This is a genomic window from Nitrincola salilacus, assembly GCF_046271865.1.
In the GTDB taxonomy this organism is placed as follows: domain Bacteria; phylum Pseudomonadota; class Gammaproteobacteria; order Pseudomonadales; family Balneatricaceae; genus Nitrincola; species Nitrincola salilacus.
The window spans coordinates 4,722,114-4,747,493 of sequence record NZ_CP176580.1; the positions used below are offsets into that span (position 1 = coordinate 4,722,114).

Below are 25,380 nucleotides of genomic sequence, written 5' to 3' on the forward strand. Positions count from 1 at the left end.
AGCTGTCATATTTATGTAACAGAAACGTCTTGTAATAGAGTGCGTTACTATTCAGGTATGAGGCTTAACCGATGTCTGTTGCAAAAAGAGTCCTGATCGTTGACGACGAAGCGCCTATCAGAGAGATGATCGCTGTAGCCCTGGAAATGGCAGGCTATGACTGCATGGAAGCCAGCAACAGTCAGGAGGCACACGCCCTGATTGTGGATAACAAACCCGATATGGTGTTGCTGGACTGGATGATGCCCGGGAGCAGTGGTATCGAGTTTGCGAGACGGCTGCGCAAGGATGAAACCACCGCCGATATCCCGATCATCATGCTCACCGCCAAGGCAGAAGAGGACAACAAGATTCAGGGATTGGAGATAGGTGTGGATGACTATATCACCAAACCCTTTTCACCCCGCGAGCTGGTGGCTCGCCTCAAGGCTGTGCTGCGCAGAGCCACCCCCAAGGGGATAGAGGAACCAGTCAGCGTGGATGAGCTGACACTGGATCCTGGCTCACATCGTGTCATGGCAGATGGCAAGGCCGTGGACCTCGGCCCCACCGAATTCCGCCTGCTGCAGTTCTTCATGACACATCAGGATCGTGCTTATTCCAGAAGTCAGTTGCTGGATATGGTCTGGGGCGGTAACGTATACGTCGAAGAGCGCACGGTTGACGTTCATATCAGACGACTTCGTAAAGCGCTGGGCGAGCGTCACGACTACCTTGTACAGACCGTTCGAGGCACAGGTTACCGTTTCTCTTCCCAGACCAGTTGAAGTAGCTCTCACTGAAGCAACCAGACTGTCGCCACGCCACTGACATCGGGAACTGTGTAGCATGTACCAATCCAGGCATTTGATGCTCTACAGCCTGCTGACGACACTCGGTGTCGCACTGCTGTCAGGCTGGTTACTGGGCTATCCAAGCACCTTCGCCCTGCTGGCAGTCCTTGGCTGGGCCGGATTTCAGATCTGGCAACTCAGCAAGGTGATGGCCTGGCTGAAACGCGAGGATGGCTCCGAACCCCCATTGGCCAAGGGTACCTGGGGAGACTTGCTGGATGGCCTGTACCGGATGCAGCGCACCGCCAGAAATAAGGAACATGCTTTGCAGCAGGTGATCAAGCGCTTCCAGCACTCATCCGCGGCCCTCAGCGATGCTGTGGTGATCATAGACAAGCGCAACAATCTGGAGTGGTGGAACCGCTCAGCCGAGCGCCTGTTGGGCTTCAAGGCCCGCGCTGATCGAGGTAAATCAGTCCTTAACCTGCTGCGGGACCCTCGTTTTATCCGTTACTACCGCAAAGGAGACTATAGCGAGTCTCTGGAGCTGTCATCTCCGCGAAATCAACAGATGGATCTGCTGTATACCATCACACTTTTTGGTGAAGGGGATCGGCTGCTGGTGGCGAGAGACATTACTCGCCTGAAACGCCTGGAACAGACCCGCCAGACGTTTGTCGCCAACGCCTCTCATGAACTGAGAACGCCACTGACAGTGATGCGCGGGTATATTGAGACCTTCCTTGATCAGGAATTACCACCACCGATACTGCGCGGCCTGAGCCAGATGGAAAAACAGACACAGCGCATGGAAGGGCTGGTCAGGGATCTATTGTTGTTGTCACGCCTTGAATCGAGTCAACACGTCAGTGATGAACATCCTGTGGATATCCATCATATGCTGCAGCAGATTCAGCGCGATGCACAGGTTATCAGTGGCGAAAATGCACATCAGATCGAGCTGAAGCTGGAACCTGGATATGACCTGCTGGGTCAGGAGTTGGAGCTGCACAGTGCCTTTTCCAACCTGGTATTCAACGCTGTACGCTATACACCCTCTGGCAGCAGGATTGTGATCAGCTGGCAGGTGGACAATAAGGGTGGCAAACTCTGCGTCGAAGATAATGGTCTGGGGATCGAGTCAATCCACATCCCGCGATTGACCGAGCGCTTCTATCGTGTCGATGAAGGTCGCTCAAGTGAAAGTGGCGGCACCGGGCTGGGCTTGTCTATCGTCAAGCATGTGCTGGTTCGGCATGGCGCGAAGCTCAGTATCAAGAGCAAAGTGGGTAAGGGCAGCACTTTCTGCTGCCACTTCCCCTCAGATATGCTGATTGCCAGCGAAATGCTCGATAGAGAAGAGGTAGATGAGTCAGTCTGACTGGGTACACAGTTGCTGACGCTGGCGCATCAGCAGACGACACCCTTCACCGGGAATATCGCGCGCCCAACAGCTTTGCTTGGCCCACGCCTTGGCCTCCTCATTGGGTTTATCTTCAAAAGCCGGAACATCCTCACAGAAACCTTCCGTCTGGCTGGCATTTTCCCAGCAGGCTTTCAGAAACACACCCTGTTTAATGGTGCAGCCTGAACCACTACAGGTGGTGAAGTCGGCCAACGCCTGATCCAGACACTGCATCTGATCCGACTGCTGACCAAACACCAAACCTGATTGCCGTGCTTCCTGGGCCTCCTGCTGACGCTCAGTGTTGAAATGCTCCAACCATCCTGGCCCCAAGAGTTTGGCCAAAACAACCAATAGCAGCACCAGGAGAGCAATACCAATCCAGATTTTTTTACGCATGTATCATCTTCTTAGATATTCAAAATAATTTCAGGAGATCAGCGGCGACGGTACAGCGCCACCAGCGTCATCATAAGGCCAGCACAACACAGCAGCATCGATCCATTCACCAGCAAGGGCCTGCGCACCAGCATCGGAACAAAAGAATGTGAGCGCTCGCTATCACAAAGACGCTCGATATAATCAAAGGAACCACCGGACTCTACACAGGCTGTCACTGCCGTATGCTCCTGGAAAAATACCAGCATCAACAGCAAACCCGGCACTACCAGCAGAAGCAGACCAATACGCATCATCACTCGTCGTCGCTTATACCGATATTGCTGATGCCCTGATTCTCGGCCAGCTCACGCAGTTGGCTGATAAAGGCTTTATCTGGATTAACCTGACGAGACACACGCTCCAACACCTCTTCACGGAAAGCCTCTTCATCCAGCATCAGCTCATGAGTGGAGATAAAGCGTACCAGTTCGATATCAGACATCTGTGGATCGGTGTGATTGACTTCAATGAAAGTTGCCACCGATTCTTGTGATAGCTGGATAATACTGAGCACCTCCTGCGGGTCCTCTTCCAGTACCGTCACCAGCGTGGAATAGAGCGCCACCACGGCATCCAGTGCAGGCATTGCACCATACATGTCGTACTCTTCCAGTGACGGCATATTGGCTTCGACATGATCCAGTTGCACCTCGAAATTCATACGCGCACCGGAGCCGGTAAACTGATCCCACAAGGCATTCAGAACCTGACGGAGCTTGTCGCTGTCACCAAATGACAACAGTTTGGAGAAGAGCGAAAAATTGGGAAACATCCGCTCAGTGAACGCCACCGCACAGGCAGTCAGTTGCCAGGGCTTGAATTGTTCGAGTTGGTGTTCCAGTTCCTGCCACTCTTTCATCAGGTTCTCCGATGTGTATCCTTGGGTTTAAGCGCTATTGTACGGATTTACCTGCATAATCCATAGCCACAAACCTAAAACAGCTGAAATTCCGATGCTTTTTCGGATTATGCGCAACCCGATTTCATTGCTATACTGGCTGTTTGATAACAGATTGATCTTACGGGTATTAGAGTTGAACTCCTTCAATCTTCTCAAGTCGATTGCCGATTCCAAGGACAAGCTGCGTAAATCAGAGCAAAAAGTGGCTGATTACGTACTCGCCAATCCTCATGAAGTGATCCATATGCGTATCGTCGATCTGGCCTCCGAAGCCAACGTCAGCGAGCCGACTGTCGTCCGTTTCTGCCGCGCGCTGAACTACGACGGTTTTCAGGATTTCAAGCTGACCCTGGCACAGGGCCTGGCCAGTAACACCAGCTTTGAGAAGTTCTCGCTCGATACTAAAGACACCGTCATTGAGTTCAAGCAGAAGATCTTTGATTCGATGATCGGCAACCTGATCAATATCCGTGAACAGCTCGATCCGGAAACGCTCGAAGAAGCGATCGATGTGCTGGCCAAGGCCAACCGTGTTGAGTTCTATGGGTTCGGTGCATCGGCTCCCGTCTGTGCCGACGCTCAGCACAAGTTCTATCGCCTGATGATCTCCGCTGCTGCCTATTCCGACCCGCACATGCAGACCATCTCGGCTCTGACGCTGACTCAGGGTGATGTTGTCGTTGCCATCTCTCAGACTGGACGCACCAAAGATCTGCTTCACACGGTCAAGCTGGTCAAGGAAGCAGGAGCCACGGTTATTACCCTATGCCCTGGCACTACCCCCCTGGCTGAACTCGCCACCATCCCGATCCATGTCGATGTTGAAGAAGACAAAGACCTCAGCACGCTGATGTCCTCACGCGTCGTGCATCTGGTGGTAATCGACATTCTCGCAGTTGGTGTCGCGATGAAGCTGGGGCCGGCATTGTTCGACCATCTGAAGACGATCAAGCGTAGCCTGCGCAGTCTGCGTCAGAACGATCGTCTGCTTCCGGTCAGACGCGGCCAGGAATCTAACGACTGACCTCTGTTCGTCACTATCCCTTTCATCATGCCCCTTTCATCATTGTGCAACATTTGAGCGCTACCCTTGCTCTCATATTCAGTCGCAGGATATAGCTGAATTTGATTTTTAATCTCGAATAGGTTAAAAAATGGTCTAACGCAAGTATCGCAGGTAAGCGATCACTATTGATGCGATCGCAATCAACGTCTGCGAACAGTTGATCGGAGCGAGTGCTATGCTGATACGGAAAGAGCAGGATCTGGATCCACTTCAGACCGAAGTTTTCGACATCATGGTTGGATTCGAAATAGAGGAGCAGAACAAACGCAAACAGCACGCATCACGACGCCTGCTGGAAGCCCGTCGCGCCATAGAGCGAAGGCGCGAGGAGAAACAGCTGGCCACCTTCATTGATGAAGATTGCTGGTTCGAAACCGACGACTAGTCGGTCATGCGCTTCCTCTGAGCGATACGTTTTCTTCTGAACAAAGCGTATCGCAACAGATAACAGGGCATTAATCTCTGCCCCTAAGCCTTGCTTGCCTTATAATACCGGCATGCGCCTCGATAGATTCCTGAGTAACCAACCCCACCTCAGCCGCAAATCAGCACGCCAGTTGTTGCGCGAGGAGCGTGTATGCGTGAATGGCTGTGTTGTCATCGATGCCTTGTATCCTGTGGATATTTTCAGCCATATCGCATTGTTATCCACAGCAGGCGAAGCTGAAACACTGCAACCCGGCCAGCCTCGCTATCATGTCATGCTGCACAAACCTGCCGGCTGCGTCAGCGCTACAACCGACCCCGAACATCCGACAGTGATGGATTATCTCGATCAGCCCTGGAAAGATCAGCTGCATCTGCCGGGTCGACTGGACTTCAATACCACCGGATTACTGCTGCTGACCAATGACGGACACTGGTCACGACACCTTTCATTACCGGATACTGGTTTGGCGAAAACCTATCACGTCACTACGCGAGATTCTATTTCGCCCGCAACCAAAGAGATTTTTGCCAGAGGGATCTACTTTGCCTTCGAAGATCTCACAACCCGGCCCGCACAACTGGAGTTACTGGCCTCTCACGAGGCGCGCCTTACCATCCATGAGGGACGCTATCATCAGATCCGACGCATGTTTGCCGCTGTGGATAACAAAGTCATAGCCCTGCATCGCGAGCAAATCGGAACTGTAGCACTGGATCCTGACCTCAACCCGGGAGAGTGGCGTTTTCTCACTGTTGAAGAGATCGACGCACTGGATTGCCGTCCAACCCGCAGGTAGTGAGATACAGCGGGGGGAGGATGTACACGCTTTCCCTGGTCATATTGCCTGCGATGCCGCCAGTGAATCAGAAATAGTCCTGCCGGTGCGCCACAAGGGAAGAGTTATTACGGTTCTGGATATAGACAGTCCCATCCTGGCGCGTTTCGATCAGACTGATCAGGATGGGCTTGCACAACTGGTTACCCGATTTGAGCAGAGCCTGGCTTGAGGTTGCCATTCTGCACATGATTACCTGTTGATTTCTCGACCAATAAAACCACCGACTGCAGCACCACCGACAGTTCCCAATGTGCTACCACCCGTCAGCACTGCCCCACCAACGGCACCTACACCTGCACCTATGGCGGTATTTTTGTCTCGTTGCGACATGCCACTACAGCCTGCCAAGCTAAGAAACAGAACAAGAATCAAGGTACTGAGTAGAGATTTATGTAATATTTTCATGATGACGCTCCTTTGTTTTAGAGTCATGCATAGTCCTTTACACTGAATTGATGATGCACGCTCATAAAGCTTGGACCCCTGACAATCAGTTCTGGTTCCAGCAAGCTGCTTTCAGTGTGTCTGGTCTATTGCTGAGGGGCTGTGTATTGCTACACTGCACACCCAACAATCACGACAACACCACCCCAGCAAGTCAGAGAGCCCCGATGCAAGCCAACACACCTGAAGTCCTGGTCCATAAAGAGGCACCTGCTCCTGTTTCTCTGTGGCAGGCAACCCTGTACTGGCTGCGCCTGGGTCTGCTCAGCTTCGGAGGCCCTGCCGGACAGATCAGCATGATGCATCAGGATCTGGTGGAAAATCGACGCTGGATCTCAGAGCGGCGTTACCTGCATGCATTGAACTACACCATGGTGTTGCCGGGGCCGGAAGCGCAACAGCTCGCCACCTACATCGGCTGGTTGCTGCACGGAGTAAAAGGCGGGCTGATTGCCGGTCTTCTGTTCATCCTCCCCTCTTTTTTCCTGCTGGCCGCTCTGACCTGGACCTACCTCACCTTCGGCGATGTCCCGCTGGTACAAGGACTCCTCTACGGTATCAAACCGGCCGTCACGGCGATCGTCCTGTTTGCCGCCTGGCGTATCGGGTCGCGAGCGCTGCGCAACTGGGCATTGCGTATCATCTCGACACTGGCTTTTGTCGCCATCTTTGTTTTCAGTGTTCCCTTCCCGTTGATTGTGCTGGCTGCCGCAGGGATCGGTTATATAGGCTCCCGCCTGGCTCCACAGTTTTTTCAGCTGGGCGGTGGGCATCAGGGAGAGAAGATGGATTATGGCCCCGCCCTGATTGATGAGCACACCCCTCTGCCGGAACATGCCCGCTTCAGTTGGAAGCGTATGCTGATCATACTGTTCAGTGGTCTGACGCTGTTTATGTTGCCGCTGCTGGTATTGGCGCTGGTCAGTGATCTGAACGGAACCCTGGCCACTATGGGCTGGTTCTTTACCAAGGCAGCATTGGTCACCTTTGGTGGCGCGTATGCGGTGCTACCCTATGTCTATCAGGGTGCTGTTGAGCAGTATGGTTGGCTCACGGCAACGCAGATGATTGATGGCCTGGCTCTGGGGGAAACCACTCCCGGCCCGCTGATCATGATTGTGGCCTTTGTCGGTTTTGTCGGTGGCTGGACATCTGCACTCTTCGGACCCGATCAACTGGCATTGGCAGGACTCACGGCCGCCGCCGTGGTCACCTACTACACTTTCCTGCCCTCTTTCATGTTTATCCTGCTCGGCGCCCCCTCAGTGGAAGCGACTCGGCACAATATCGGCTTCACGGCCCCCCTTACCGGCATCACCGCTGCCGTGGTCGGGGTGATTCTGAATCTGGCGTTGTTTTTTGCCTGGCATGTGCTCTGGCCAGATGGATTTGAGGGCAGATTTGAGCTCTTCTCTGCCCTGCTTGGCTGCGCGGCCTTTATCGCCCTGTTCCGCTTCAAGGTCGGCGTGATTCCGGTTATCGCCGCCTGCGCCTGTCTGGGGCTTTCTTATTCGCTGATCTGAGGTTGGTAAAGGGTGGCGCTTGTATCACTGCTTTGATTCACTGCTTTGACTCACTACTTTGGTTCACTACTTCTGGGATCAAACCAGTGCCGGGTGCGGTTCGCGACCGCAACCAGCGTCAGCATGACCGGTACCTCCACCAGAACACCAACGACTGTCGCGAGTGCAGCGCCCGAGTGCAGCCCGAACAGCGAGATCGCCACAGCCACGGCCAGTTCGAAAAAGTTGGAGGTACTGATCATGCAGGCGGGTGCGGCAATATTGTGTGGCAGGCGCAACCAATAAGCGGCGGCATAGGCAATAATGAAAATGCCATAAGTCTGAATCAGAAGGGGTATCGCAATCATACCGATAGTCAGAGGTTGCTCGATGATGGTCTGCGCCTGAAAACCAAACAGCAGCACCACCGTGGCCAGCAGGCCGAGGATCGACCAGGGCTTGAGTTGGCGTAAAAAACTGTCCAGCCGGACACCATCGCCCTTGCGCTCCAGATGCCGGCGCGTCCAGATACCCGCCAGCAGCGGCAGTACAACATAGAGCACTGTCGACAGCAGCAGTGTCTCCCAGGGCACGATAATGTCACTGATCCCCAGCAGGAAGGCAGCAATCGGTGCAAATGCAAACACCATGATGATATCGTTGACCGACACCTGTACCAGTGTGTAGTTGGGATCACCTTTAGTCAGTTGGCTCCAGACAAACACCATCGCCGTGCAGGGCGCCACACCCAGCAAAATCATGCCCGCGATATACTCACCGGCACTTTGCGGGTCGACCCAGTCGGCAAAGATCACACGGAAGAAAAGCCAGCCCAGTGCAGCCATGGTGAATGGCTTGATCAGCCAGTTGATCACCAGCGTCAGTATCAGCCCTTTGGGCTTTCTGCCGACATCCTTGATGGCACTGAAATCGATCTGCACCATCATCGGATAGATCATCACCCAGATGAACACCGCCACAACCAGATTGACATGGAAGAACTCGAAACCCGCCACCAGCGTAAATACGCCCGGCATCAGATTACCCAGCACGACCCCGGCCAGAAGACACAAGCCCACCCACAGGGTCATATAGCGTTCGAAAATACCCATGCTTTCTCCAAAGACCCATTCGATCAGAATGGGGTGATTATATATGAAAAAGCATATATACAACACAACACTTTGTGCTGATGCAGGGCTTCGGATGAATGGTTAGTCGACTATCCGGCAGGCGCTGGATTCACAGATTCAGATCCAGCTCCTGAGTTACCTCATACAGCGCATTGATCTGCTCGATCCGCAGGCGACCCTGGCTCAATTGATGGTGCAGCAGCAGATTGCTGATCAGACTGACCAGGCTCATCGGCAAGGCATAGCTGTCGAAGGCGGAGATGCTGTCCAGCGGGATCTCGAACAACCAGTCCGGATGGCAGTCGGCAAGGCCACTACCGGTTTCAGTCAGTAGCGCCAGCGGCACCTGCTGCTCCCTGATACCGGCAATGATATGGCTGAAGGCGCGGGGCCGACGATGAAAGCCAGCCAGAATGATCATATCCTGCGGGGTGTAACCGACCAGTTCCTCGGCCAGGGTCTGACCCGGTTGCGGCAACAGTGCAACCTGTGGGCGCACCTGAATCAGTTGCTGACGCAGATGCATCGCCACTGGATAGCTGTTACGAAAACCGATCACCCCCACCTGTCGAGCATCGGCAAGAGCCGCGATAAAGCCCTGTAACTGTGCATTCTGAAACAGTACCGACAGGCGTTGCAGGTTGTCTGCTTCAGACTTGAGATGACGCTCGATCAATCCCACACCCTGCTGCCCGACATTACCCGGCAGTGGCACACCGGACTGGCGCAGCTTTCTGACCTCCTCTCGCATATCCTTGAAGCTGTTATAGCCCAGGCGACGAAACAGACGGCTGACAGTCGCTTTGGAGGTGTTGCACTGCTCGCTCAGCTCCACCGAATTATAGGTGGCCAGATCATCCAGATGATCCAGGATGAATCCGGCAACCCGCCGCTCACTGGGCGAAAGATGCTCATAATGCTGGCGAATCAGCTCGGTGATCTGGCGCATAAATCAACTCTCTGTCCTAAGCAGTCAGTTATTAAGAGTCACAACGTCATAATACAGCATTGATAAAGCTTTGCAGTTCCGGTGTCGTCGGCTGACTGAACACCGCTTTCGCCGGACCGCTTTCCCAAACTTTACCCTCATGCATGAACACTACTCGATCACCGACATCTCGTGCAAAATTCATCTCATGCGTGACCAGCACCAGTGTCATCCCCTCAGACGCGAGCTGCTCCAGCACCTTCAACACCTCACCAACCAGCTCAGGATCCAGCGCCGAGGTGATCTCATCACAGAGCAACACCTTGGGCGACATCGCCAAGGCACGCGCAATCGCGACCCGCTGCTGCTGACCTCCCGAGAGTTTTTCCGGATATTGATCGATCTTCTCCGCCAGCCCCACCTTCGTCAGTTTATCCAGCGCCAGCGCACGCGCCTCCTCCTTTGCCAGCTTCAGCACCAGTCTCGGCGCCAGCATCACGTTCTCGCCCACGGTCAGATGCGGAAACAGGTTGAAACTCTGAAACACCATGCCGACACTGCGTGCCAACAGCCTGACCTGTTGCTCATCACTGCTGACCTCCTTGCCATCCAGCGTAATACCACCTTTCTGATAGCCTTCCAGCCCATTGATACAGCGCAGCAGCGTGCTTTTACCCGAACCGCTGCGGCCGATGATCGACACCACTTCACCGGCGGTGATTTTCAGGTCGATCCCCTTGAGTACATGCAGGTCCCCGTAATACTTGTGAACCTGATCAATATTAACGAGTGCCATTGAGCTTTTTCTCCAGATGCTGACTTGCCAGTGACAAGGGATAACAGAGCGCAAAATAGATCAGCGCAACCAGGGCAAAGACTTTGAACGGCTCGAAAGTGGCGTTATTGAGCATGGTGCCCGCCTTCGTCAGTTCGACAAAGCCGATGATCGATGCCAGCGCCGTGCCCTTGATCACCTGCACCGAGAAGCCGACCGTCGGTGCCAGCGCGACGCGAAACGCCTGAGGCAACACGACATGTGTCAGCGTCTGTCTGAAATTGAGCCCCAGACAGCGGCAGGCTTCCCACTGCCCTTTAGGCAGGGTATCGATACAGCCCCGCCAGATCTCGGTCAGAAACGCACTGGTGAAAAGCGTCAGTGCCAGCGCGGCAGCCCCCCAGGCCGAGATATCGATACCCAGCAGTGATAAACCGAAGAAGGCCAGAAACAGCTGCATCAGCAGCGGCGTACCCTGAAACAGCTCAACATAGCCGCGCACCAGAATCTGCAAGGGCTTACGCCGGGTCAGACGCATGCAGGTCAGCAACAGACCGACACTGATGCCTCCAACGAAAGCCGTCAGCGACAGCAGGATGGTCCAGCGCGCCGCCAGCAGCAGATTGCGCAGAATATCCCAGTCGGAAAACTCCATCATGATGCATCCCTCCTGTGTCTGAACAGATAGCGGCCAAGCTGGTTGAACGCCTGGCGCATCAACACGGCAAAACAGAGATAGATCAATGCCGTGACCAGATAGGCCTCAAAGCTGCGGAAGTTGCGTGACTGGATCAGGTTCGCGGCATAGGTCAGATCCATCACCGAGATCTGCGACACCACCGCGGATCCTAGCATCACGATGATGCACTGGCTGGTCAAGGCAGGGTAGATCTTCTCGAATGCCGGAATCAGCACCACGCGAAAGAAGGTCTGACGCGGGCTCATACCCAGCACGCGGGCCGCTTCTATCTGGCCTTTTGGGGTGACGGCAAGCCCGGCGCGGATAATCTCGGTACTGTAGGCACCAAGATTGATCAGCATCGCCAGCAGACCCGCCTGCCAGGCGCTCAGCATGATGCCGACCGCCGGAAGCCCGAAGAAGATAAAGAACAACTGCACGATAAAGGGCGTGTTTCTGATCAGCTCCACATAGGCACCGATCAGAGCACGCAACCAGAGGCCGCCATAATGGCGACCCGCCGCACAGGCAGTCCCAATAGCCACGCCACCCAGCGTGGCATAGACCGTCAGCTCAATGGTTATCAACAAGCCGTTAAGCAGCACATCCGTGTAGGGCAGCAGATCGCCAAAACTCAGCATCTGTTACCTCAGCTTCCGAAACCGGCCGGCAGCGGAGCTTTCAGCCAGGTTTCAGAGATAGCATTCAATGAACCGTCCGTCTTCGCCTGCGCAATGATCTCATTCACTTTCGCCTGCAGCTCAGCTTCGCCCTTTTTCAACCCAATGTAGCAGGGAGAGTCGCGCAGCATGAACTTGGCCACCGGTGCCTGGTTCGGACGGCGTTCAGCGATCTCGGCAGCCACCAGATTACCGGTTGCGATCAACTGCACCTGACCGGACAGATAAGCCGACAGCGTCGTGTTGTTATCTTCGAAACGCTGCAGGGTAGTAGAGGTCGGCATCACCTTCTCCAGCTCCATATCCTCAACCGCGCCGCGCGTCACACCCACCACTTTATCCGCCAGATCCTCCGGCGAGGTCACGGCAATATCGGCATTACCGAACACACCAAGAAAGAAGGGTGCATAAGCATCGCTGAAATCGATCGCCTTCTCGCGCTCCTCATTCTTACCCAGGCTGGAGATCACCAGATCCGCACGACCAGTCTGCAGATAGGGAATACGGTTGGCACTGGTTACAGTAATCAACTCAACCTTCACGCCCATCTGCTCAGCAATATAATTGGCCATATCAATATCATAGCCACGTGGCTGCAGATCGGACCCCACGGATCCGAAAGGCGGAAAATCCTGTGGTACCGCAACACGCAACACACCGCGCTCTTCAATCTCATTCAACAGATTCGCCTGCGCGCCCAGTGTCAGGCTCAAGCCAGCCGCAGCTACCAGTGTCAGTACGCCACGCTTCATTCGGGTAAGGGTCCGCTTCATCACTTAGTCCTCTGATCGGTTCAGGATCTTGTCAGTTCAAGAGTTGTAACTTTTGATTCAATCGACCTGAACATTGCAATAAAAGGGCCAGTCTTGGGCTATAGCAAAGCTGTGTTTTTATTCTTTTTATAAAGCAATGGTTTATAGATAACGGCTTATGGGAGGAAGGCAGTGACTGCTTTTTATCAGAAGCGCAGAGGGGAGAAAGAATGCACTGCTTCAGGGCATGATGCACCTGAAGCAGGCAAAAGTGGTGAGCCTAGCCAGCCGAACGTTCTTCGCGTGGCGTATTCCCGAAATGCTGCCGATAGCAGCGTGAGAAATAGGAGGTGGAGCTGAAACCGCAGGCGTCGGCGATCTGCAGAACTGACAGGGATGATTGCTGCAGCAGATGCCGAGCACGCTCAAGCCGCAAGGCCATATAGTATTGCGCTGGTGTCTCCTCCAGATATTGCCTGAACAGACGTTCCAACTGACGCGATGACAGGCCTATTCGGCTGCAGATCTGATCGATCGTCAGCGCCTCTTCGACATGCGTCCGCATCAATTCCAGCGCCTTCAGCAGACGTGGATGGTTGGCGTGATAGCGCAACTGCAGTTTCATCCGCTGCTTATCATGCGCCGGGCGTATATCAGGATGGATACACTGCTCCGCCACATCCTGTGCAAGCGCTTCGCCATGGCGCAGACCGATCAGTTGCAGCATCATATCCAGACCAGCCAGACCGCCGGAACAGGTCATCACCTTTCCATCAAGCTCATACAACTCTTCCGTCACGATCAGGTCGGGAAACATCTCCTGCAGGCTGTCGCGGTTTTCCCAATGGATAGTGCAGGTCTTGCCTTTCAGTAGACCGGCGCGAGCCAGCAGCAAACTACCTGTGGAGGTAGCCCCGAGACTCATGCCCCGGCGCTTCAGACTGCGCAGCCACTTGAACAACGGCTCCTGATCCAACTGATGGGCACCTATACCTGCCACCACGAACATGCAATCCAACCCCTCCAGATCTTCCATCTTGCGCGTAGGCGGAATCACCACGCCATTACTGCAGCGCACAGGCTTATCATTCAGGCCATAAAAGTGCCAGGCATAAAGTGGACGCCCGCTCATGCGATTGGCCATGCGCAAAGGATCCACCGCAGCAGCGAAGGAGATCATGGAAAATTCAGGTAACAGAAAGAAACCGAAATGTTCAGTTTCATCTGCAGAAGCTAGACTGCTCACAGGCGCTCCTGACGTCGGCAATTTGATCAATAATGTCGGATTATTAAAAAATAAACCCGCCCATATCCGCCATTATAGGTATCAGAAACGACAACACAACTCCGCATTCAGGACAGTAATTACCATGAAAGAACAAAAAATCAGCTTCATCAGCGACGGCTTGAAACTCGATGGCGCTTTCTTTACCGACGAGCAGAACAGCCAGCCGAGCCTGCCGATCATCATCGTATGCAGTGGTTTCACCGGCCAGAAAAATATCCATCCGGAGCGCTATGCCCGGGCCTTCACACCTAAGGGTTACACTGTTTTCGGTTTCGATTATCGTGGTTTCGGCGAGTCTGAAGGGGTACGTGAGCGTGTACTGATCGAAGAACAGGTCCGCGACATCGCCAGCGCCGTCTCCATTGTGCATGAACGCGCTCAGGCAGAGGGTCGCAAGGTGGTACTGGCTGGCTGGGGTATGGCCGGTGGTCTGATTCTGGATGCCTTCCGTCTGTGCGAAGATCAGATCGATGCGCTGGTCAGCATGAATGGTTTCTTTGATGCCGTACGTGTTCAGAAAGCGCTGCGTGGTGAACATGGCTGGAAAGCCTTCAAGCAGTTCATGGCCAAAGAGCGGCTGCGCCTGTCCAAGGGTGGTGAGCCCAAGGGTATTGATCCTTTTGATATCTATCCACTGGACCCCGTCAGCCGTGAATATGTCTTCACCGAGCTGGTCAAGGCACCTGGCTACGGTGTGACATCCACCTTCGATTTTGCCGATTCGCTGATCAGCTTCTGTCCTGAGAAACATCTGGATGAGCGTTATGCCAGCGTCCCGCTGCTGATCGCACATGGTGCCGAGAATGATCTGCACCCGGTCACTGAGGCCAAATCCCTCTATGCCAGCTACCCGGGCCCTAAAGAGTTGTTCCTGCTCGAAGGCGGCGGTCATACCGAGTGGATGTTGGATGAAGATCCCCGCTTTATCCGCTTCTCCGGCCATATTGCCAGTTGGGTCAGCGCTAACGTCTGATTATGTCTCTCCGGGGGTGCTGCCTGTCATTGGCAGTCACCACCGGCTTGTCTGAACCACTGTTTCTGAACCACTGGACTGTCTGAGGAGTTTACAAGATGACCGGCATCCCTGTCTGTGAAGCCGCTGACCCTTTCCCGAAGCAACCTCAAAGGCGACTGCCACCCAGTGCCACGGACACCCATGCCCATGTTTTCGGGCCGGCCAGTCGTTATCCCTATATGTCGCAGCGGACCTATACTCCACCCGATGCAACAGTGGGTGCCTATCTGCACCTGCACCAACAGTTGGGGATAGAACGTGGTGTGCTGGTTCAACCCAGTGTATATGGAACCGACAACCGCCTGCAAAGTGACACGCTGAACTATCTGCGACAGATGGGTAAGCAATATAAAGGGGTTGCCGTAGTGAATGCTGATGTCAGCGAGCAGGAGCTGGACCTGCTGCAACAGAGTGGACATTGTGGCATACGGATGAACCTCCTGTTCAAGGGAGGCATTGCCTGGACGGATGTCGAGGCGTTGGCACAACGACTGGCTGAGCGTCGGTGGCATCTGCAGTTTCTGATAGATGTGTCTGACTACCCCGACCTGGAACAGCGCATCGCTGCGTTACCGGTACCTGTCGTGATCGATCATATGGGGCATATGCCCTGCAGCAAGGGTATTGATCATCCGGGTTTTCAGAGCCTGCTGCGTTTGCTGCAACAGGGGAATACCTGGGTCAAGCTTTCAGGCGCATATCGCATCAGCGCTGAAGCCTTGCCACCTTATCGTGATGTAAAAGCCTTTGCTCAGGCACTGATCTCAGCCAATGCGGACCGATGTCTGTGGGGCTCGGACTGGCCGCATCCACACTTCAGCCATCCTCCCCTCAACAAAGCGATGCCGAACGATGCTGATCTGATGGATGCCTTACTGGACTGGGCGCCGGATAGTGATCTGCAGCAAAAGATCCTTGTGGATAACCCGGCCCTGCTTTATGACTTCTGAGTGTTGTTCAGCCCAGTCCTGGATATTATCTGCCTTTGCCCGCCCTTGTGCGGGCTTTTTTATGCTCAGAGACGGGCAGGCTGTTGCAGCAACTGCAGAAATGCACGCAACTGGTCCGCATCAAGGTTCGCCATATTTAAACATTTTATCTGCAATGTATCTGAAAGATCAGCCAAGGCACTCGTTGCCAGAAGTGATCTGAACTTGTCGATCAACTCATGCCGAGGTAGAGGATTTTCTGGATTACCTCGTGCAGTACAGGGTTTAGAGCTCAACTCCCGGCCATTCTTGAGAAAAATACTGGCATGAGCCCATCTCTCGGCCGGAAAACGAGCGCTATAGCCGTCCACCTCATGCATGACAACGCATTGGCTTAACTGCCGACGCAGCGGATCTTGCAGGCCATAAGCAGTTTCTGCGATCGCTTGCATGGTAATGGTGTCGTCCATTAACGCACAGGCGACCGAAAAGGGCAGGCTATACTGAGCCTGCTCAGTGGTTGCAGGCAAACGTGTGTGCAGTGATGCCGCTTCGTGAAAGGTATGGATATGGACCTGAACGATATCGGCCGGGTCAAACCCATGAGCAGATCGCAATGCGCGCACCGCCTCCACGGCAGGCTGTGCCCAGCGACAGACTGGATAGGGCTTGAAGTACTGCTCGAGGATATACCAACGTTGTCCAAGATCCTGCCAGATCGGCGCCACTTCATGCCTCATCAGGGTCACGGCCGGTGATCCGGTAAATCCGGACTGAGCCAGTAGCGCCGCGCTCATACCCGCCAGAGCTCCCCAGCCCGATCCATCCTTGAGCATGGTCGGATGTTCGATACAGCGCATCATCTGACTGCGCGGGCCATGAAACTCGGCAATTCCCAACGCCTCATATGTCTGTGCTGGATCAAGATCAAGCAACCTTGCAGCCACCGCTGCCACACCCAGCGCATTCCAGGCTCCTGAGGTATGGTAATCACTGGCCATCGCGTGCAGGGCGATACCGGCACGGGTAGCGATCTCGTAACCCAACACCAGCGCGGTCAAGAACGCCTTGCCCGTCAATTTGCGCTCATGCGCACAGGCCAGCAGTGCAGGTAGCAGCGCGACACCGGCATGCCCTTTAGTCAGCACCTGGCCGTCATGTGCATCGATACTATCGATCAACGTACCTCCAAACAGCGCTGCACCACAGGCACTGGCGCGCTGGCTACTGAACAGCAGCGGTAGATCACCGGGATACTGATTGCAGACAAACGCCTCCATTATCTGGCTCAGGCGAGTGTCATGACCCGCCACTGCCACACCCAACAGATCCATCAGACATACCCCGGCTTGCTCCACCACTGAAGGAGGTAGATGCTCGAAATCCAACTGATGAATGAAACTAACAACCGGGGTCATGCTCTCTCCTCAGTCGATCGCTTTCAGCAGGCGCTGTACCAGCGTGGTATTAGCATCGCGTATTGCCGGATGATCAAAGCGGGCTGCGGCAGTCGCATCAGCATCCAGTTGTGCCTGGATCAGGCATTCCCGATCTTCCGCCAGAGCCAACGTCTCACCACGAGGGCCGAGAATACGACTGCCTCCCCAGAAATGCGCCCCGCCTTCCGGCCCATAGCGATTGGCCATCAGCACTGGCATACCATAGATCATGGCATAGAACTGCAGATTGACGGTCCAGTTGTTCTCATTGGAAAAGTGATCACTCACTATGGCTGAGGCTGAGTTGGCAGGAGAGAGTAACAGATCAGGGCGCTTCAGCATGGCACAGTGCACCAGCGCCGGATTCCACATATCCGCGCAAATCATACAGGCGGCCTGCCAGTCAGGCGCACAGGCATGGATATCGAGATCCTGCCCGGCATGAAACCACTTGCCCTCCTCCAGACCACCATAGGTTGGCAGGTTCAGCTTGCGATGTACCCCAACCACTCGCCCATGCTGTAAACCAGCCATGGCGTTGTAATACTCACCCGGACCGGCCGATTCAATAAAACCAACCCAACTGATCATATCACCGCTTTCCTTAGCCAGCGCCTGCAACCTGGAATCATCTCGCTTCATCGCCATCTCAGGTGTCCTTCGCCCAACTTGATAACCCGTCAGCGATAGCTCGGGAAACAGCAGCAGATCAGCCTGCTGATCGCGAGCCTGTTGGATCCAGTGCCGGTGCATGGACAGATTCGTGTCCAGTTCACATAGCTGCGGATTAATCTGGGCAACAGCGACATTCAATTGGCCCATGAAACCTCCTCATAAAATCATAAACAAAAAACCGGGCATAAGCCCGGCGCACCTGATGATCCTTCAGAGCAATCCTGCTTCGCGCAGGAAGTTTTCCGATACCTCCTCAATCGTCTGCCGCTCAACATCAACACGGGCATTCAAAGTTGCCATGATGTCGTTATCTATTTTTGCCGACAGAGCGTTCAACTGGCCAGCCAGTTCGGGGTTCTTATCCAGCGTATCCTGTCGCACCACAGGCGTGATGGCATAGTCCGGGAAGAAGCCCTTGTCATCCTCAAGGATCACGAAGTCGAATGCGGGGATACGACCATCGGTGGCAAACACCAGTGCCACATCCACCTGCTGTTCACGCAGTGCGACATAGGTCAGGCCCGAATCCATGCGCTTGACCTGGCTGCGCGGCAGTTCAAAACCGTAGGTTTCCTGCAGTGGTCGCAGACCATCATCACGCGCATACCACTCGGCATTGGATGCCAGCACCAGTTTTTCACCACTGTTGATTGCAGCAGCCAGATCACTCAGCGTATGCAGGTTTTTTATCACCGAATCCACCTGACGCACCGCCAGTGCATAAGTGTTGTTCGCCCGTGACGGGTTCAACCAGACCAGCCCTTTCTGTGCATCCAACTCACGCACCTTTTCATACACGGCCTCAGGCGTATCCAGCTTCTCTTCCACCTGGTTGTAGTTCAGCAGCGAGGTACCGGTATATTCCCAGTAGAGATCAATCTGGCCATTCTCCTGCGCCGCACGCAGCACGGCACTCCCCATACCACCACGCCGTTCCACCTGATAACCCAGATGGTCCAGATACTGTGCCGTCATTTCGGTCAGGATCTGCTGTTCGGTAAAGTTTTTGCCACCCACCACCAGACTTGACGCCATAGCACCGAAGCTCATGCTCATGGCAGCAAGAGTTATACCCAGAGGCTTAATGAGAGGTTTAATGAAAGGCTTGATCAGTTTGTGCATGTGAATCTCCTGTTGATAACTTGTTTTTATCTTGTTGTTTTCGTCTTACTATCTTGTTTCTATCCAGTGGATATCTGAAATATTCAGCGACTCACCGATTTCTGTTACAGCCTCAGTTGCGTAGCGGATTGACCCCTTTGGGTACAATCATCCAGGCACAGATGGCGACGAGCATATCGACCAGGATGGCCAGCAAGGCGGTGGGAATCGCACCCGCCAGCATCATGATCGGTCGATTCAGATCAATACCGGTAAAGATCAACTCACCCAGCCCACCGCCACCGATCAGGAAGGCCAACGGCACAGTGCCAACATTGATCGCCAGTGCAGTGCGGATACCGGCAAACATCACATACAACGCATTCGGAATCTCAACCCGGAGCAGCATCTGCACCGGTGTCATGCCGATGCCTGCAGCCGCCTCCTTGAGATGGGCGGGCACCTCAAGCAGCCCGGTGTAACTGTTGCGCACGATCGGCAGCAGTGACGCAATAGTTAACCCAAATACCGCCGGCACCATGCCGATACCGAGAAAACTCATCGACAGCGCCAGAATTGCCAGCGTCGGGATCGTGGTGCCGATATTCAGCACCTGCATCGCCGACTCCGCCAGATGCCGCACACTCGGGCGGCTCAAGATTATGCCCAGCGGCACCCCGATCAGAATCGCCAGACCACCCGAGATCGTCACCAGCTCAATATGCTGGCCGGTCAGATACACGATGTCTTCCGAGTAAAACAGAAACTGCTCCAGCCAATTGTTGCGCTCGATGGTCACGCCGGACAGGAACACCAAAATCATCAGTGCAAGCAAAAACAGAGGCTTGAAACCTGGGAAATACATGAGTCGTCTCCCTTATTCTGCCTGTGCAGATGCGTGTTTCAGAGCAGCCGAATCAGACTGTGCATGGTAGGTCGCACCCAGATAGTGAGTGACACCACGCTGAGTCACCTGCCCGACAAAACGGCCGCTAGAATCGGTACAGGGCAACCAGGTGGTATCGTGATTGAACATCAGAGATGCCACCTTGCGCAGATCATCTTCAATATAGGCCGTTGCCTTCAAACCGAAATAGTGCTCACCGCAGAACCCTTGAGTGGTCTGTGCCACCGCTCGTGAGACATAACCGATCAGTTGCTGCTGTTCGTTCACCAGCACGATCGCCTGGGTATAGCCATGCTGCTCCATCAGATGCAGTGCATGCTCCAGTGAATCCCCCATGCGCACAGAGGGTGCCGACTGCTCGATCACCTGACCGACCCGCACCAGCCGCAGCCGCTTAAGGGCTCGGTCATCACCGACAAAGCTCTCGACAAAATCATCGATCGGATGCGCCAGCAGATTATCCGGCGTGTCGTACTGCACCAGCTTGCCGGTGCGGAAGATCGCAATCCGGTTGGCCATCTTCACCGCTTCATCAATATCGTGACTGACGAACATGATCGTCTTGCGCAACTCCTTCTGCATCTTCAAGAACTCATCCTGAATAATCTCGCGGTTGATTGGATCTATCGCACCGAAGGGCTCATCCATCAGCATCACCGGCGGATCAGCCGCCAGAGCACGGATCACCCCCACCCGTTGCTGCTGTCCACCCGACAACTCACGCGGATAGCGCTTGAGGAAGATCGACGGGTCCAGCGCAACCATATCCAACAACTCTACCGCCCGCGCTTTATAGCGCGATTTATCCCAACCCAGCAGACGTGGCACCACGCTGATGTTCTCTTCGATGGTCATGTTCGGGAAGAGTCCTATCTGCTGAATCACATAGCCTATCTGACGCCGCAGATCGACCGTGTTCAGTCCCGTCGTATCCTCGCCGTTGATCAATACGCGCCCTGATGTCGGCGGGACAATCCGGTTCACCATCTTCAGCGTGGTGGTCTTGCCGCAGCCTGATGGGCCAAGCAGTACGCAGATCTCACCCTCCGGAACTTCCATGCTGATATGATCAGCCGCCGTGACAGGCCCATTATCTGTTTCAAAAATTTTTGTCAGGTTATCGATGGTTATCATTTTTCTTTCCTGCACACATGAATACGGTATCAGATGCCCCGAGGGGTCAGGCGACGCTGCAGCCAGAGCAGCGCATAGTCGGCAATAATTGCGAGAATACTGACGGCGATCGCACCGACAATCAGTTGCCGTGGATCACTCTGGGTAATACCGCGACTGATCAGCACACCCAGACCACCCGCACCGATATAAGCGGCAATCGCCATGACACCGATATTCATCACCACAGCGGTTCTGACACCAGCCATGATGACCGGAATCGCCAACGGGATCTCAACCATGCGCAGGCGCTGCACCGGACTCATGCCAATGCCTCGCGCGGCCTCACGCAGTGCCGGGCTGACATTGTTGATAGCGGTATAGGTATTACGAATGATCGGCAACTGGGAATAGAGCAGCACCGCGATCACCGCAGGCAGATAGCCGATGCCATGACCGATAATAGAGAGCACCGGAATCATGATGCCGAACAGGGCAATCGATGGAATGGTGATGATGATCGATGCGATATAGAGCACCACTCTGGCAACCTGCTCGTTCTGCGTGATCGCTATCCCGATCGGGACGCCCGTCAGCGTTGCCAGACCGACAGCCACTGCCACCAGAGAGATATGCTCGAGCGTCAGCTTCAACAGCAGATCGATGTTCTGCATCACAAAGTTGAAAATGTCCAAGGGAACACCTCTTACTACCCGGTTTCATTATTGTTATCACAGGACTGTCAGCTCCCTCTGCACCGCCCGAAAGGTGTTTGATTAAAGTACTCTCAGGGAGCCAGGGGAAACCGAAAATATGCGACATAAATAGATAAATATACGACGCTGATATATCAGCATCAGAGTATCAGAATCCGATAATTACTGTCTGGGACAACATATATCGTATGGCTGGAGAGTCTTGTAAAGGGAGGAAAAAGCGACATCTGAGGATGGACTAGCTATCAGATGTTAGACCTGAGCGTCGTTGAGATCAGCTGTTCGCTGGAATGGATGTTAGAATACAAACAGCTCCGAATACGCTTCGAAGCTGTTTCAGCAATGGGATCTGATTAATGCACATACCCGAGCAGTCGGGGAAGAAAGAGCGACAACCCCGGCCAGTAAGTTGTGATCAACATCACGGGCAGTGCGGCAAAGAGCATGAAGCTGAAAGCGGGCCGCATGACCTGCGACATCCCGACCTTTCCGATTCGACAGCTCATGAACAGGATGGGAGCCATGGGTGGGCTATTACATCCAATGACAACACTGGTTCCAACAATAGCCGCAAAATGTACCGGATGGATGCCAATGCTCTCCATGACGGGAAGCAGCAGTGGACTGAGAATAGCAACAACGCTGACATCATCCATGATCATCCCCATCAAAATCAGGAAGATATTGACCATCAGGAGAATCAGCAGCTTGTTCTGAAACACGTCAAGTAACAGTTCAGTCAGTTGCTGTGGCACTCGTTCAAAGGTGAAGATACGGCTGGCAACAAAAGAAAACAGCAGAATGATCATGATCACGCCAGTGGTCGTGGCAGCCTGGATAAAACATCGTGCCAGAGTCCTCAAACTGAGATCACGATAAATGAATAATCCGACGGGAATAGCATATACAACAGCAACAGCAGCCGCCTCTGTAGGCGTGAAAACACCTCCATAGATCCCACCCAGAATGATGACCGGTAGCATCAATGCCGGAAAAGCCTTAAACCCGGTGCTTCCAATATTCTGAAAGCGCTTGCTCAGCGTCAGAACCTCAGGAGTATGGCGAGGATTCCTGCGCATTTTTATGGCGTTGATAACGCACAGGAATATCATCAGCAAAATACCCGGTCCGATGGTCGCCAGAAATACAGCCGCAACGGATTGCCGGGTTACCACGGCATACAGGATCATGGTGATACTGGGTGGAATCAACAAGCCCAGCAGCGAGGAGATACCGACCAGAGCAGTCGAATATGGACGACTGTAGCCGTGTTTTTCCATCGGATCGATCATGATGGTGCCGATCGCTGCCACTGCAGCCGAGGCCGTTCCCGAAATGGCTCCGAAGACACCACAACCAACCACCATTGAGGTCCCCATTCCACTGCGAGACGAACCGACTATGGCCTCGACAAAGCGGATGAGTCGCACTGCAATCCCACCGGACTGCATCAGGTATCCCGTCATGATAAACAGCGGCAACGCCAGCAGGATGATGGAGTTGATGGACCAGAATCCCGTTGTCATCAGTGATGAGATATCGACATCATAGGCGAACGAGAGTACGAGAGTCATGGCGGCAAACGAGAATACGACCGGCACACCAATGATCATTAATATTATGACTGCACCTATCGCTAACAAGGCACCCATATGCTTCTCCTGTTATTATTAGGACATTTCTGAGGGAAGACGTCTATTGGGCTAGAGGTTTTATGAATAGCTTGCCAATATCACCAATGAGGTCCCTGAGCGTGTAGAGCAACAGCAGAATGCTCGCAACGAGGAGACTCCCCTGCGAAATATATTGTGGAATACTGAATACTGGCGTGGTCTGCCCCTTTTCGAATCCCCAGGAGAAAAGGCTATAACTCCAGGACACGAAAAAGGCTGCCATCACCAGTGACACAACAGTGGCAACTATCCTCATTGAGTCATGCAAGCACTCATTGTCAGTAAAGGCCTGAAAAAAATCAGCACTGAGATGAGATCTCTCTCTTGATGCCAGGGCCGCACCGAGCATGTACACCCACATGGCAGCCATCAGTACCAGCTCTTCAAGCCCAAATACCTGTATACCAAGTACCGATCGGGAGACTATGCCGACAAACAATGCAAAAGAGATGAACAGACCCAGTAAGGTAACGACAGCATTCAAAATAAATGCCAACACCTTATCAATTCGGAGGCAGTACTCGAAAATAATTTTCATGATGTAGCTCCTTGAGTTGTTGAACATGGAGCGGCCTGATCAATGGTGCCACTCCATGTCACTCGACAAGCCGTTACTTGGGTACCGATGCATTAGCACGCACGGCAGTCATGATATCCTCTCCCAGAGACTGCTCAGCCTGTACCCAGACATCCCGACGGACACGCTCGACCCAGGCCGACATCTCCTCATCAGTAGGCACGATGTACTCCATTCCATCTTCCTGAGCCTTTTGAATCCACTTTTCATCCTCGGCCCTGGCATTCTCAAACTGCTGATTGATCACGACCTCCACCGCATCAGCAATGATCTTTCGATCTTCGTCGTCAAGCGCATCCCAGGAGTTCTGATTCATCAGGAAGGTGTAGAAGGAAAAGTTGTGCTTTGAGTGGACAAAATAATCGAGCAGATCGTTAAAATAGGTATAGTCCCAGTAGATCACATTACTCGAATCGCCATCGACAACCCCGGTCTGGATCGATGTATAGACTTCTGACCAGTCAATAGGTACAGCTTGGAACCCCATGGCCTGTATCGTTTGTGGAAGGGGGAATATGGGTTGTGAGCGGAGTTTGATCCCGCGAGCATCTTCAAAGTTAGTTGCATAGCTCTTCGCCGTCGCTATACCACCAAAGCCTTCCGGAAAGGGTCCCAGATATTCCAGCCCCATATCCGACAGGATCGGGTTTATGACCTCTGAGATCCAGCCATCCTTGCCATAAGCTTCCAAAGCCTCTTCCCAACCCAGAGTCAGGTACGGCAGTGTGAGTACACCCAGTCGCTCATCATAGGATGTTTGAGGCCAACCTAGAAATAGATCGATGTTACCTCTGGCTAATTGGTCGAAAAGCTCCTGAGGCCCGCCAAGCTCTCCCTGATAGAATACATTCATGCTGATTCTACCGTCGGATTGCTCTGCAACAATATCTGAGATTCTTTTTACAGCCTGACCATGAGGCGATTCCCGGTCACCGGATTCTGTTGCTATGGACAGTTTCAGCTTTTTATCACTTGCCCATGTGGGTGCTGAGAAACCAATAACAGTAATAGCCACTGCTGCAGCCAGCCCAGTACTGATTCTTAGTGAGCTTTTAAAGTTCATACTACCTTCTCCAGGAGAGTTATTTTTGTTGGGATTTTCTCTTGCCTGACCACCGCAGGCCTTTATTTAAGCTATTACAGTGGCGAAGTTAATAAAAACGACTTTTACTCTATACAAATCACAACCTGAGGTTATCG

Annotated in this window: 30 protein-coding genes; 9 read left to right on the forward strand and 21 right to left on the reverse strand. The window is 53.5% G+C overall.

All coding sequences use genetic code 11. The features are described 5' to 3' along the window. The first annotated feature begins 71 nt into the window (after positions 1–71). Together phoB and phoR are read left to right on the forward strand one after the other, a co-directional pair. Positions 72–767 carry a phosphate regulon transcriptional regulator PhoB gene (phoB, locus tag ACK3CJ_RS21715; RefSeq protein WP_409524282.1) on the forward strand — a complete coding sequence of 232 codons (696 nt, stop codon included), beginning with the start codon at positions 72–74 and terminating at the stop codon, positions 765–767. A 61-nt stretch (positions 768–828) separates the two neighbouring features. Continuing rightward, positions 829–2,154, forward strand: a complete 1,326-nt coding sequence (gene phoR / locus ACK3CJ_RS21720) for a phosphate regulon sensor histidine kinase PhoR (protein WP_409524283.1) — start codon at positions 829–831, stop codon at positions 2,152–2,154. On the opposite strand, the gene ACK3CJ_RS21725 is transcribed toward phoR, so the two are convergent. From ACK3CJ_RS21725 to ACK3CJ_RS21735, 3 genes are read right to left on the reverse strand one after another with little or no spacing between them, the layout of a single operon-like run. Further along, positions 2,146–2,577 carry a hypothetical protein gene (locus ACK3CJ_RS21725; RefSeq protein WP_409524284.1) on the reverse strand — a complete coding sequence of 144 codons (432 nt, stop codon included), beginning with the start codon at positions 2,575–2,577 and terminating at the stop codon, positions 2,146–2,148. The two genes, phoR and ACK3CJ_RS21725, sit on opposite strands and share 9 nt — an antisense overlap. Before the next feature lie 38 nt (positions 2,578–2,615). Continuing rightward, complete coding sequence (locus ACK3CJ_RS21730; protein ID WP_409524285.1) at positions 2,616–2,870, reverse strand: hypothetical protein; 255 nt, start codon at positions 2,868–2,870, stop codon at positions 2,616–2,618. 2 nt (positions 2,871–2,872) lie between these two features. Beyond that, complete coding sequence (locus ACK3CJ_RS21735; RefSeq protein WP_409524286.1) at positions 2,873–3,478, reverse strand: YjaG family protein; 606 nt, start codon at positions 3,476–3,478, stop codon at positions 2,873–2,875. A gap of 175 nt (positions 3,479–3,653) precedes the next feature. On the opposite strand from ACK3CJ_RS21735, the gene hexR reads away from it, so the two are divergent. The 3 genes from hexR to ACK3CJ_RS21750 all read left to right on the forward strand — a co-directional run bounded on the left by hexR (position 3,654) and on the right by ACK3CJ_RS21750 (position 5,812). Further along, positions 3,654–4,544, forward strand: a complete 891-nt coding sequence (gene hexR, locus ACK3CJ_RS21740; RefSeq protein WP_409524287.1) for a transcriptional regulator HexR — start codon at positions 3,654–3,656, stop codon at positions 4,542–4,544. Positions 4,545–4,761: 217 nt separating this feature from the next. Then, positions 4,762–4,971 (forward strand): PA3496 family putative envelope integrity protein, encoded by a 210-nt coding sequence (locus ACK3CJ_RS21745; RefSeq protein WP_409524288.1) that lies wholly within the window; start codon positions 4,762–4,764, stop codon positions 4,969–4,971. A 112-nt stretch (positions 4,972–5,083) separates the two neighbouring features. Beyond that, a complete protein-coding gene (locus ACK3CJ_RS21750; protein WP_409524289.1) occupies positions 5,084–5,812 on the forward strand; it encodes a pseudouridine synthase in 729 nt (242 codons plus the stop codon). A gap of 67 nt (positions 5,813–5,879) precedes the next feature. On the opposite strand, the gene ACK3CJ_RS21755 is transcribed toward ACK3CJ_RS21750, so the two are convergent. Then, positions 5,880–6,032 (reverse strand): hypothetical protein, encoded by a 153-nt coding sequence (locus tag ACK3CJ_RS21755; protein WP_409524290.1) that lies wholly within the window; start codon positions 6,030–6,032, stop codon positions 5,880–5,882. A gap of 11 nt (positions 6,033–6,043) precedes the next feature. Further along, positions 6,044–6,259 carry a glycine zipper 2TM domain-containing protein gene (locus tag ACK3CJ_RS21760; protein ID WP_409524291.1) on the reverse strand — a complete coding sequence of 72 codons (216 nt, stop codon included), beginning with the start codon at positions 6,257–6,259 and terminating at the stop codon, positions 6,044–6,046. Between the two features lie 206 nt (positions 6,260–6,465). On the opposite strand from ACK3CJ_RS21760, the gene chrA reads away from it, so the two are divergent. Then, positions 6,466–7,821, forward strand: coding sequence for a chromate efflux transporter (chrA, locus tag ACK3CJ_RS21765; protein WP_409524292.1), 1,356 nt, complete (start codon positions 6,466–6,468; stop codon positions 7,819–7,821). Between the two features lie 53 nt (positions 7,822–7,874). Here the strand turns inward: chrA and arsB are convergent, their stop codons facing one another. From arsB to ACK3CJ_RS21800, 7 genes are all read right to left on the reverse strand, one after another. Next, on the reverse strand, positions 7,875–8,912 hold the full coding sequence (gene arsB, locus ACK3CJ_RS21770; RefSeq protein ID WP_409524293.1) for an ACR3 family arsenite efflux transporter: 1,038 nt from the start codon (positions 8,910–8,912) through the stop codon (positions 7,875–7,877). A 130-nt stretch (positions 8,913–9,042) separates the two neighbouring features. After that, a complete protein-coding gene (locus ACK3CJ_RS21775; protein ID WP_409524294.1) occupies positions 9,043–9,882 on the reverse strand; it encodes a MurR/RpiR family transcriptional regulator in 840 nt (279 codons plus the stop codon). A 46-nt stretch (positions 9,883–9,928) separates the two neighbouring features. Continuing rightward, positions 9,929–10,657 (reverse strand): amino acid ABC transporter ATP-binding protein, encoded by a 729-nt coding sequence (locus ACK3CJ_RS21780; RefSeq protein WP_409524295.1) that lies wholly within the window; start codon positions 10,655–10,657, stop codon positions 9,929–9,931. Further along, positions 10,644–11,294 carry an amino acid ABC transporter permease gene (locus ACK3CJ_RS21785; RefSeq protein ID WP_409524296.1) on the reverse strand — a complete coding sequence of 217 codons (651 nt, stop codon included), beginning with the start codon at positions 11,292–11,294 and terminating at the stop codon, positions 10,644–10,646. Before ACK3CJ_RS21785 ends, ACK3CJ_RS21780 begins: the two co-directional genes overlap by 14 nt. After that, positions 11,291–11,956: an amino acid ABC transporter permease gene (locus tag ACK3CJ_RS21790; RefSeq protein WP_409524297.1), complete on the reverse strand. Its 666-nt coding sequence runs from the start codon at positions 11,954–11,956 to the stop codon at positions 11,291–11,293. Before ACK3CJ_RS21790 ends, ACK3CJ_RS21785 begins: the two co-directional genes overlap by 4 nt. An 8-nt stretch (positions 11,957–11,964) precedes the next feature. After that, positions 11,965–12,768 (reverse strand): transporter substrate-binding domain-containing protein, encoded by an 804-nt coding sequence (locus ACK3CJ_RS21795; protein ID WP_409524298.1) that lies wholly within the window; start codon positions 12,766–12,768, stop codon positions 11,965–11,967. 259 nt (positions 12,769–13,027) lie between these two features. Beyond that, a complete protein-coding gene (locus ACK3CJ_RS21800) occupies positions 13,028–13,993 on the reverse strand; it encodes a GlxA family transcriptional regulator (RefSeq protein WP_409524299.1) in 966 nt (321 codons plus the stop codon). A gap of 124 nt (positions 13,994–14,117) precedes the next feature. On the opposite strand from ACK3CJ_RS21800, the gene ACK3CJ_RS21805 reads away from it, so the two are divergent. Beyond that, positions 14,118–15,008 (forward strand): alpha/beta hydrolase, encoded by an 891-nt coding sequence (locus ACK3CJ_RS21805; protein WP_409524300.1) that lies wholly within the window; start codon positions 14,118–14,120, stop codon positions 15,006–15,008. 98 nt (positions 15,009–15,106) lie between these two features. Then, a complete protein-coding gene (locus ACK3CJ_RS21810) occupies positions 15,107–16,000 on the forward strand; it encodes an amidohydrolase family protein (RefSeq protein WP_409524301.1) in 894 nt (297 codons plus the stop codon). 65 nt (positions 16,001–16,065) lie between these two features. Here the strand turns inward: ACK3CJ_RS21810 and ACK3CJ_RS21815 are convergent, their stop codons facing one another. From ACK3CJ_RS21815 to dctP, 9 genes are all read right to left on the reverse strand, one after another. Beyond that, complete coding sequence (locus tag ACK3CJ_RS21815; RefSeq protein WP_409524302.1) at positions 16,066–17,397, reverse strand: MmgE/PrpD family protein; 1,332 nt, start codon at positions 17,395–17,397, stop codon at positions 16,066–16,068. Positions 17,398–17,406: 9 nt separating this feature from the next. Beyond that, entirely contained in the window at positions 17,407–18,240 is an 834-nt protein-coding gene (locus tag ACK3CJ_RS21820; protein ID WP_409524303.1) for a nitrilase-related carbon-nitrogen hydrolase, read from the reverse strand. Positions 18,241–18,303: 63 nt separating this feature from the next. Then, complete coding sequence (locus tag ACK3CJ_RS21825) at positions 18,304–19,215, reverse strand: glycine betaine ABC transporter substrate-binding protein (protein WP_409524304.1); 912 nt, start codon at positions 19,213–19,215, stop codon at positions 18,304–18,306. A 112-nt stretch (positions 19,216–19,327) separates the two neighbouring features. Further along, entirely contained in the window at positions 19,328–20,059 is a 732-nt protein-coding gene (locus ACK3CJ_RS21830; protein ID WP_409524305.1) for an ABC transporter permease, read from the reverse strand. A gap of 12 nt (positions 20,060–20,071) precedes the next feature. Beyond that, the gene (locus tag ACK3CJ_RS21835) at positions 20,072–21,235 is read right to left on the reverse strand and encodes an ABC transporter ATP-binding protein (RefSeq protein WP_409524306.1); all 1,164 of its coding nucleotides are present in this window, start codon (positions 21,233–21,235) and stop codon (positions 20,072–20,074) included. Between the two features lie 29 nt (positions 21,236–21,264). Next, positions 21,265–21,888: an ABC transporter permease gene (locus ACK3CJ_RS21840; RefSeq protein ID WP_409526637.1), complete on the reverse strand. Its 624-nt coding sequence runs from the start codon at positions 21,886–21,888 to the stop codon at positions 21,265–21,267. A gap of 395 nt (positions 21,889–22,283) precedes the next feature. Further along, positions 22,284–23,582, reverse strand: coding sequence for a TRAP transporter large permease (locus ACK3CJ_RS21845; RefSeq protein WP_409524307.1), 1,299 nt, complete (start codon positions 23,580–23,582; stop codon positions 22,284–22,286). A 43-nt stretch (positions 23,583–23,625) separates the two neighbouring features. After that, positions 23,626–24,141 carry a TRAP transporter small permease gene (locus tag ACK3CJ_RS21850; RefSeq protein WP_409524308.1) on the reverse strand — a complete coding sequence of 172 codons (516 nt, stop codon included), beginning with the start codon at positions 24,139–24,141 and terminating at the stop codon, positions 23,626–23,628. Between the two features lie 73 nt (positions 24,142–24,214). Beyond that, the gene (gene dctP / locus ACK3CJ_RS21855; RefSeq protein WP_409526638.1) at positions 24,215–25,141 is read right to left on the reverse strand and encodes a TRAP transporter substrate-binding protein DctP; all 927 of its coding nucleotides are present in this window, start codon (positions 25,139–25,141) and stop codon (positions 24,215–24,217) included. Here dctP and ACK3CJ_RS21860 point away from each other — a divergent pair. Further along, entirely contained in the window at positions 25,128–25,292 is a 165-nt protein-coding gene (locus ACK3CJ_RS21860) for a hypothetical protein (protein ID WP_409526644.1), read from the forward strand. The genes dctP and ACK3CJ_RS21860 overlap by 14 nt on opposite strands. The last annotated feature ends 88 nt before the right edge of the window (positions 25,293–25,380 follow it).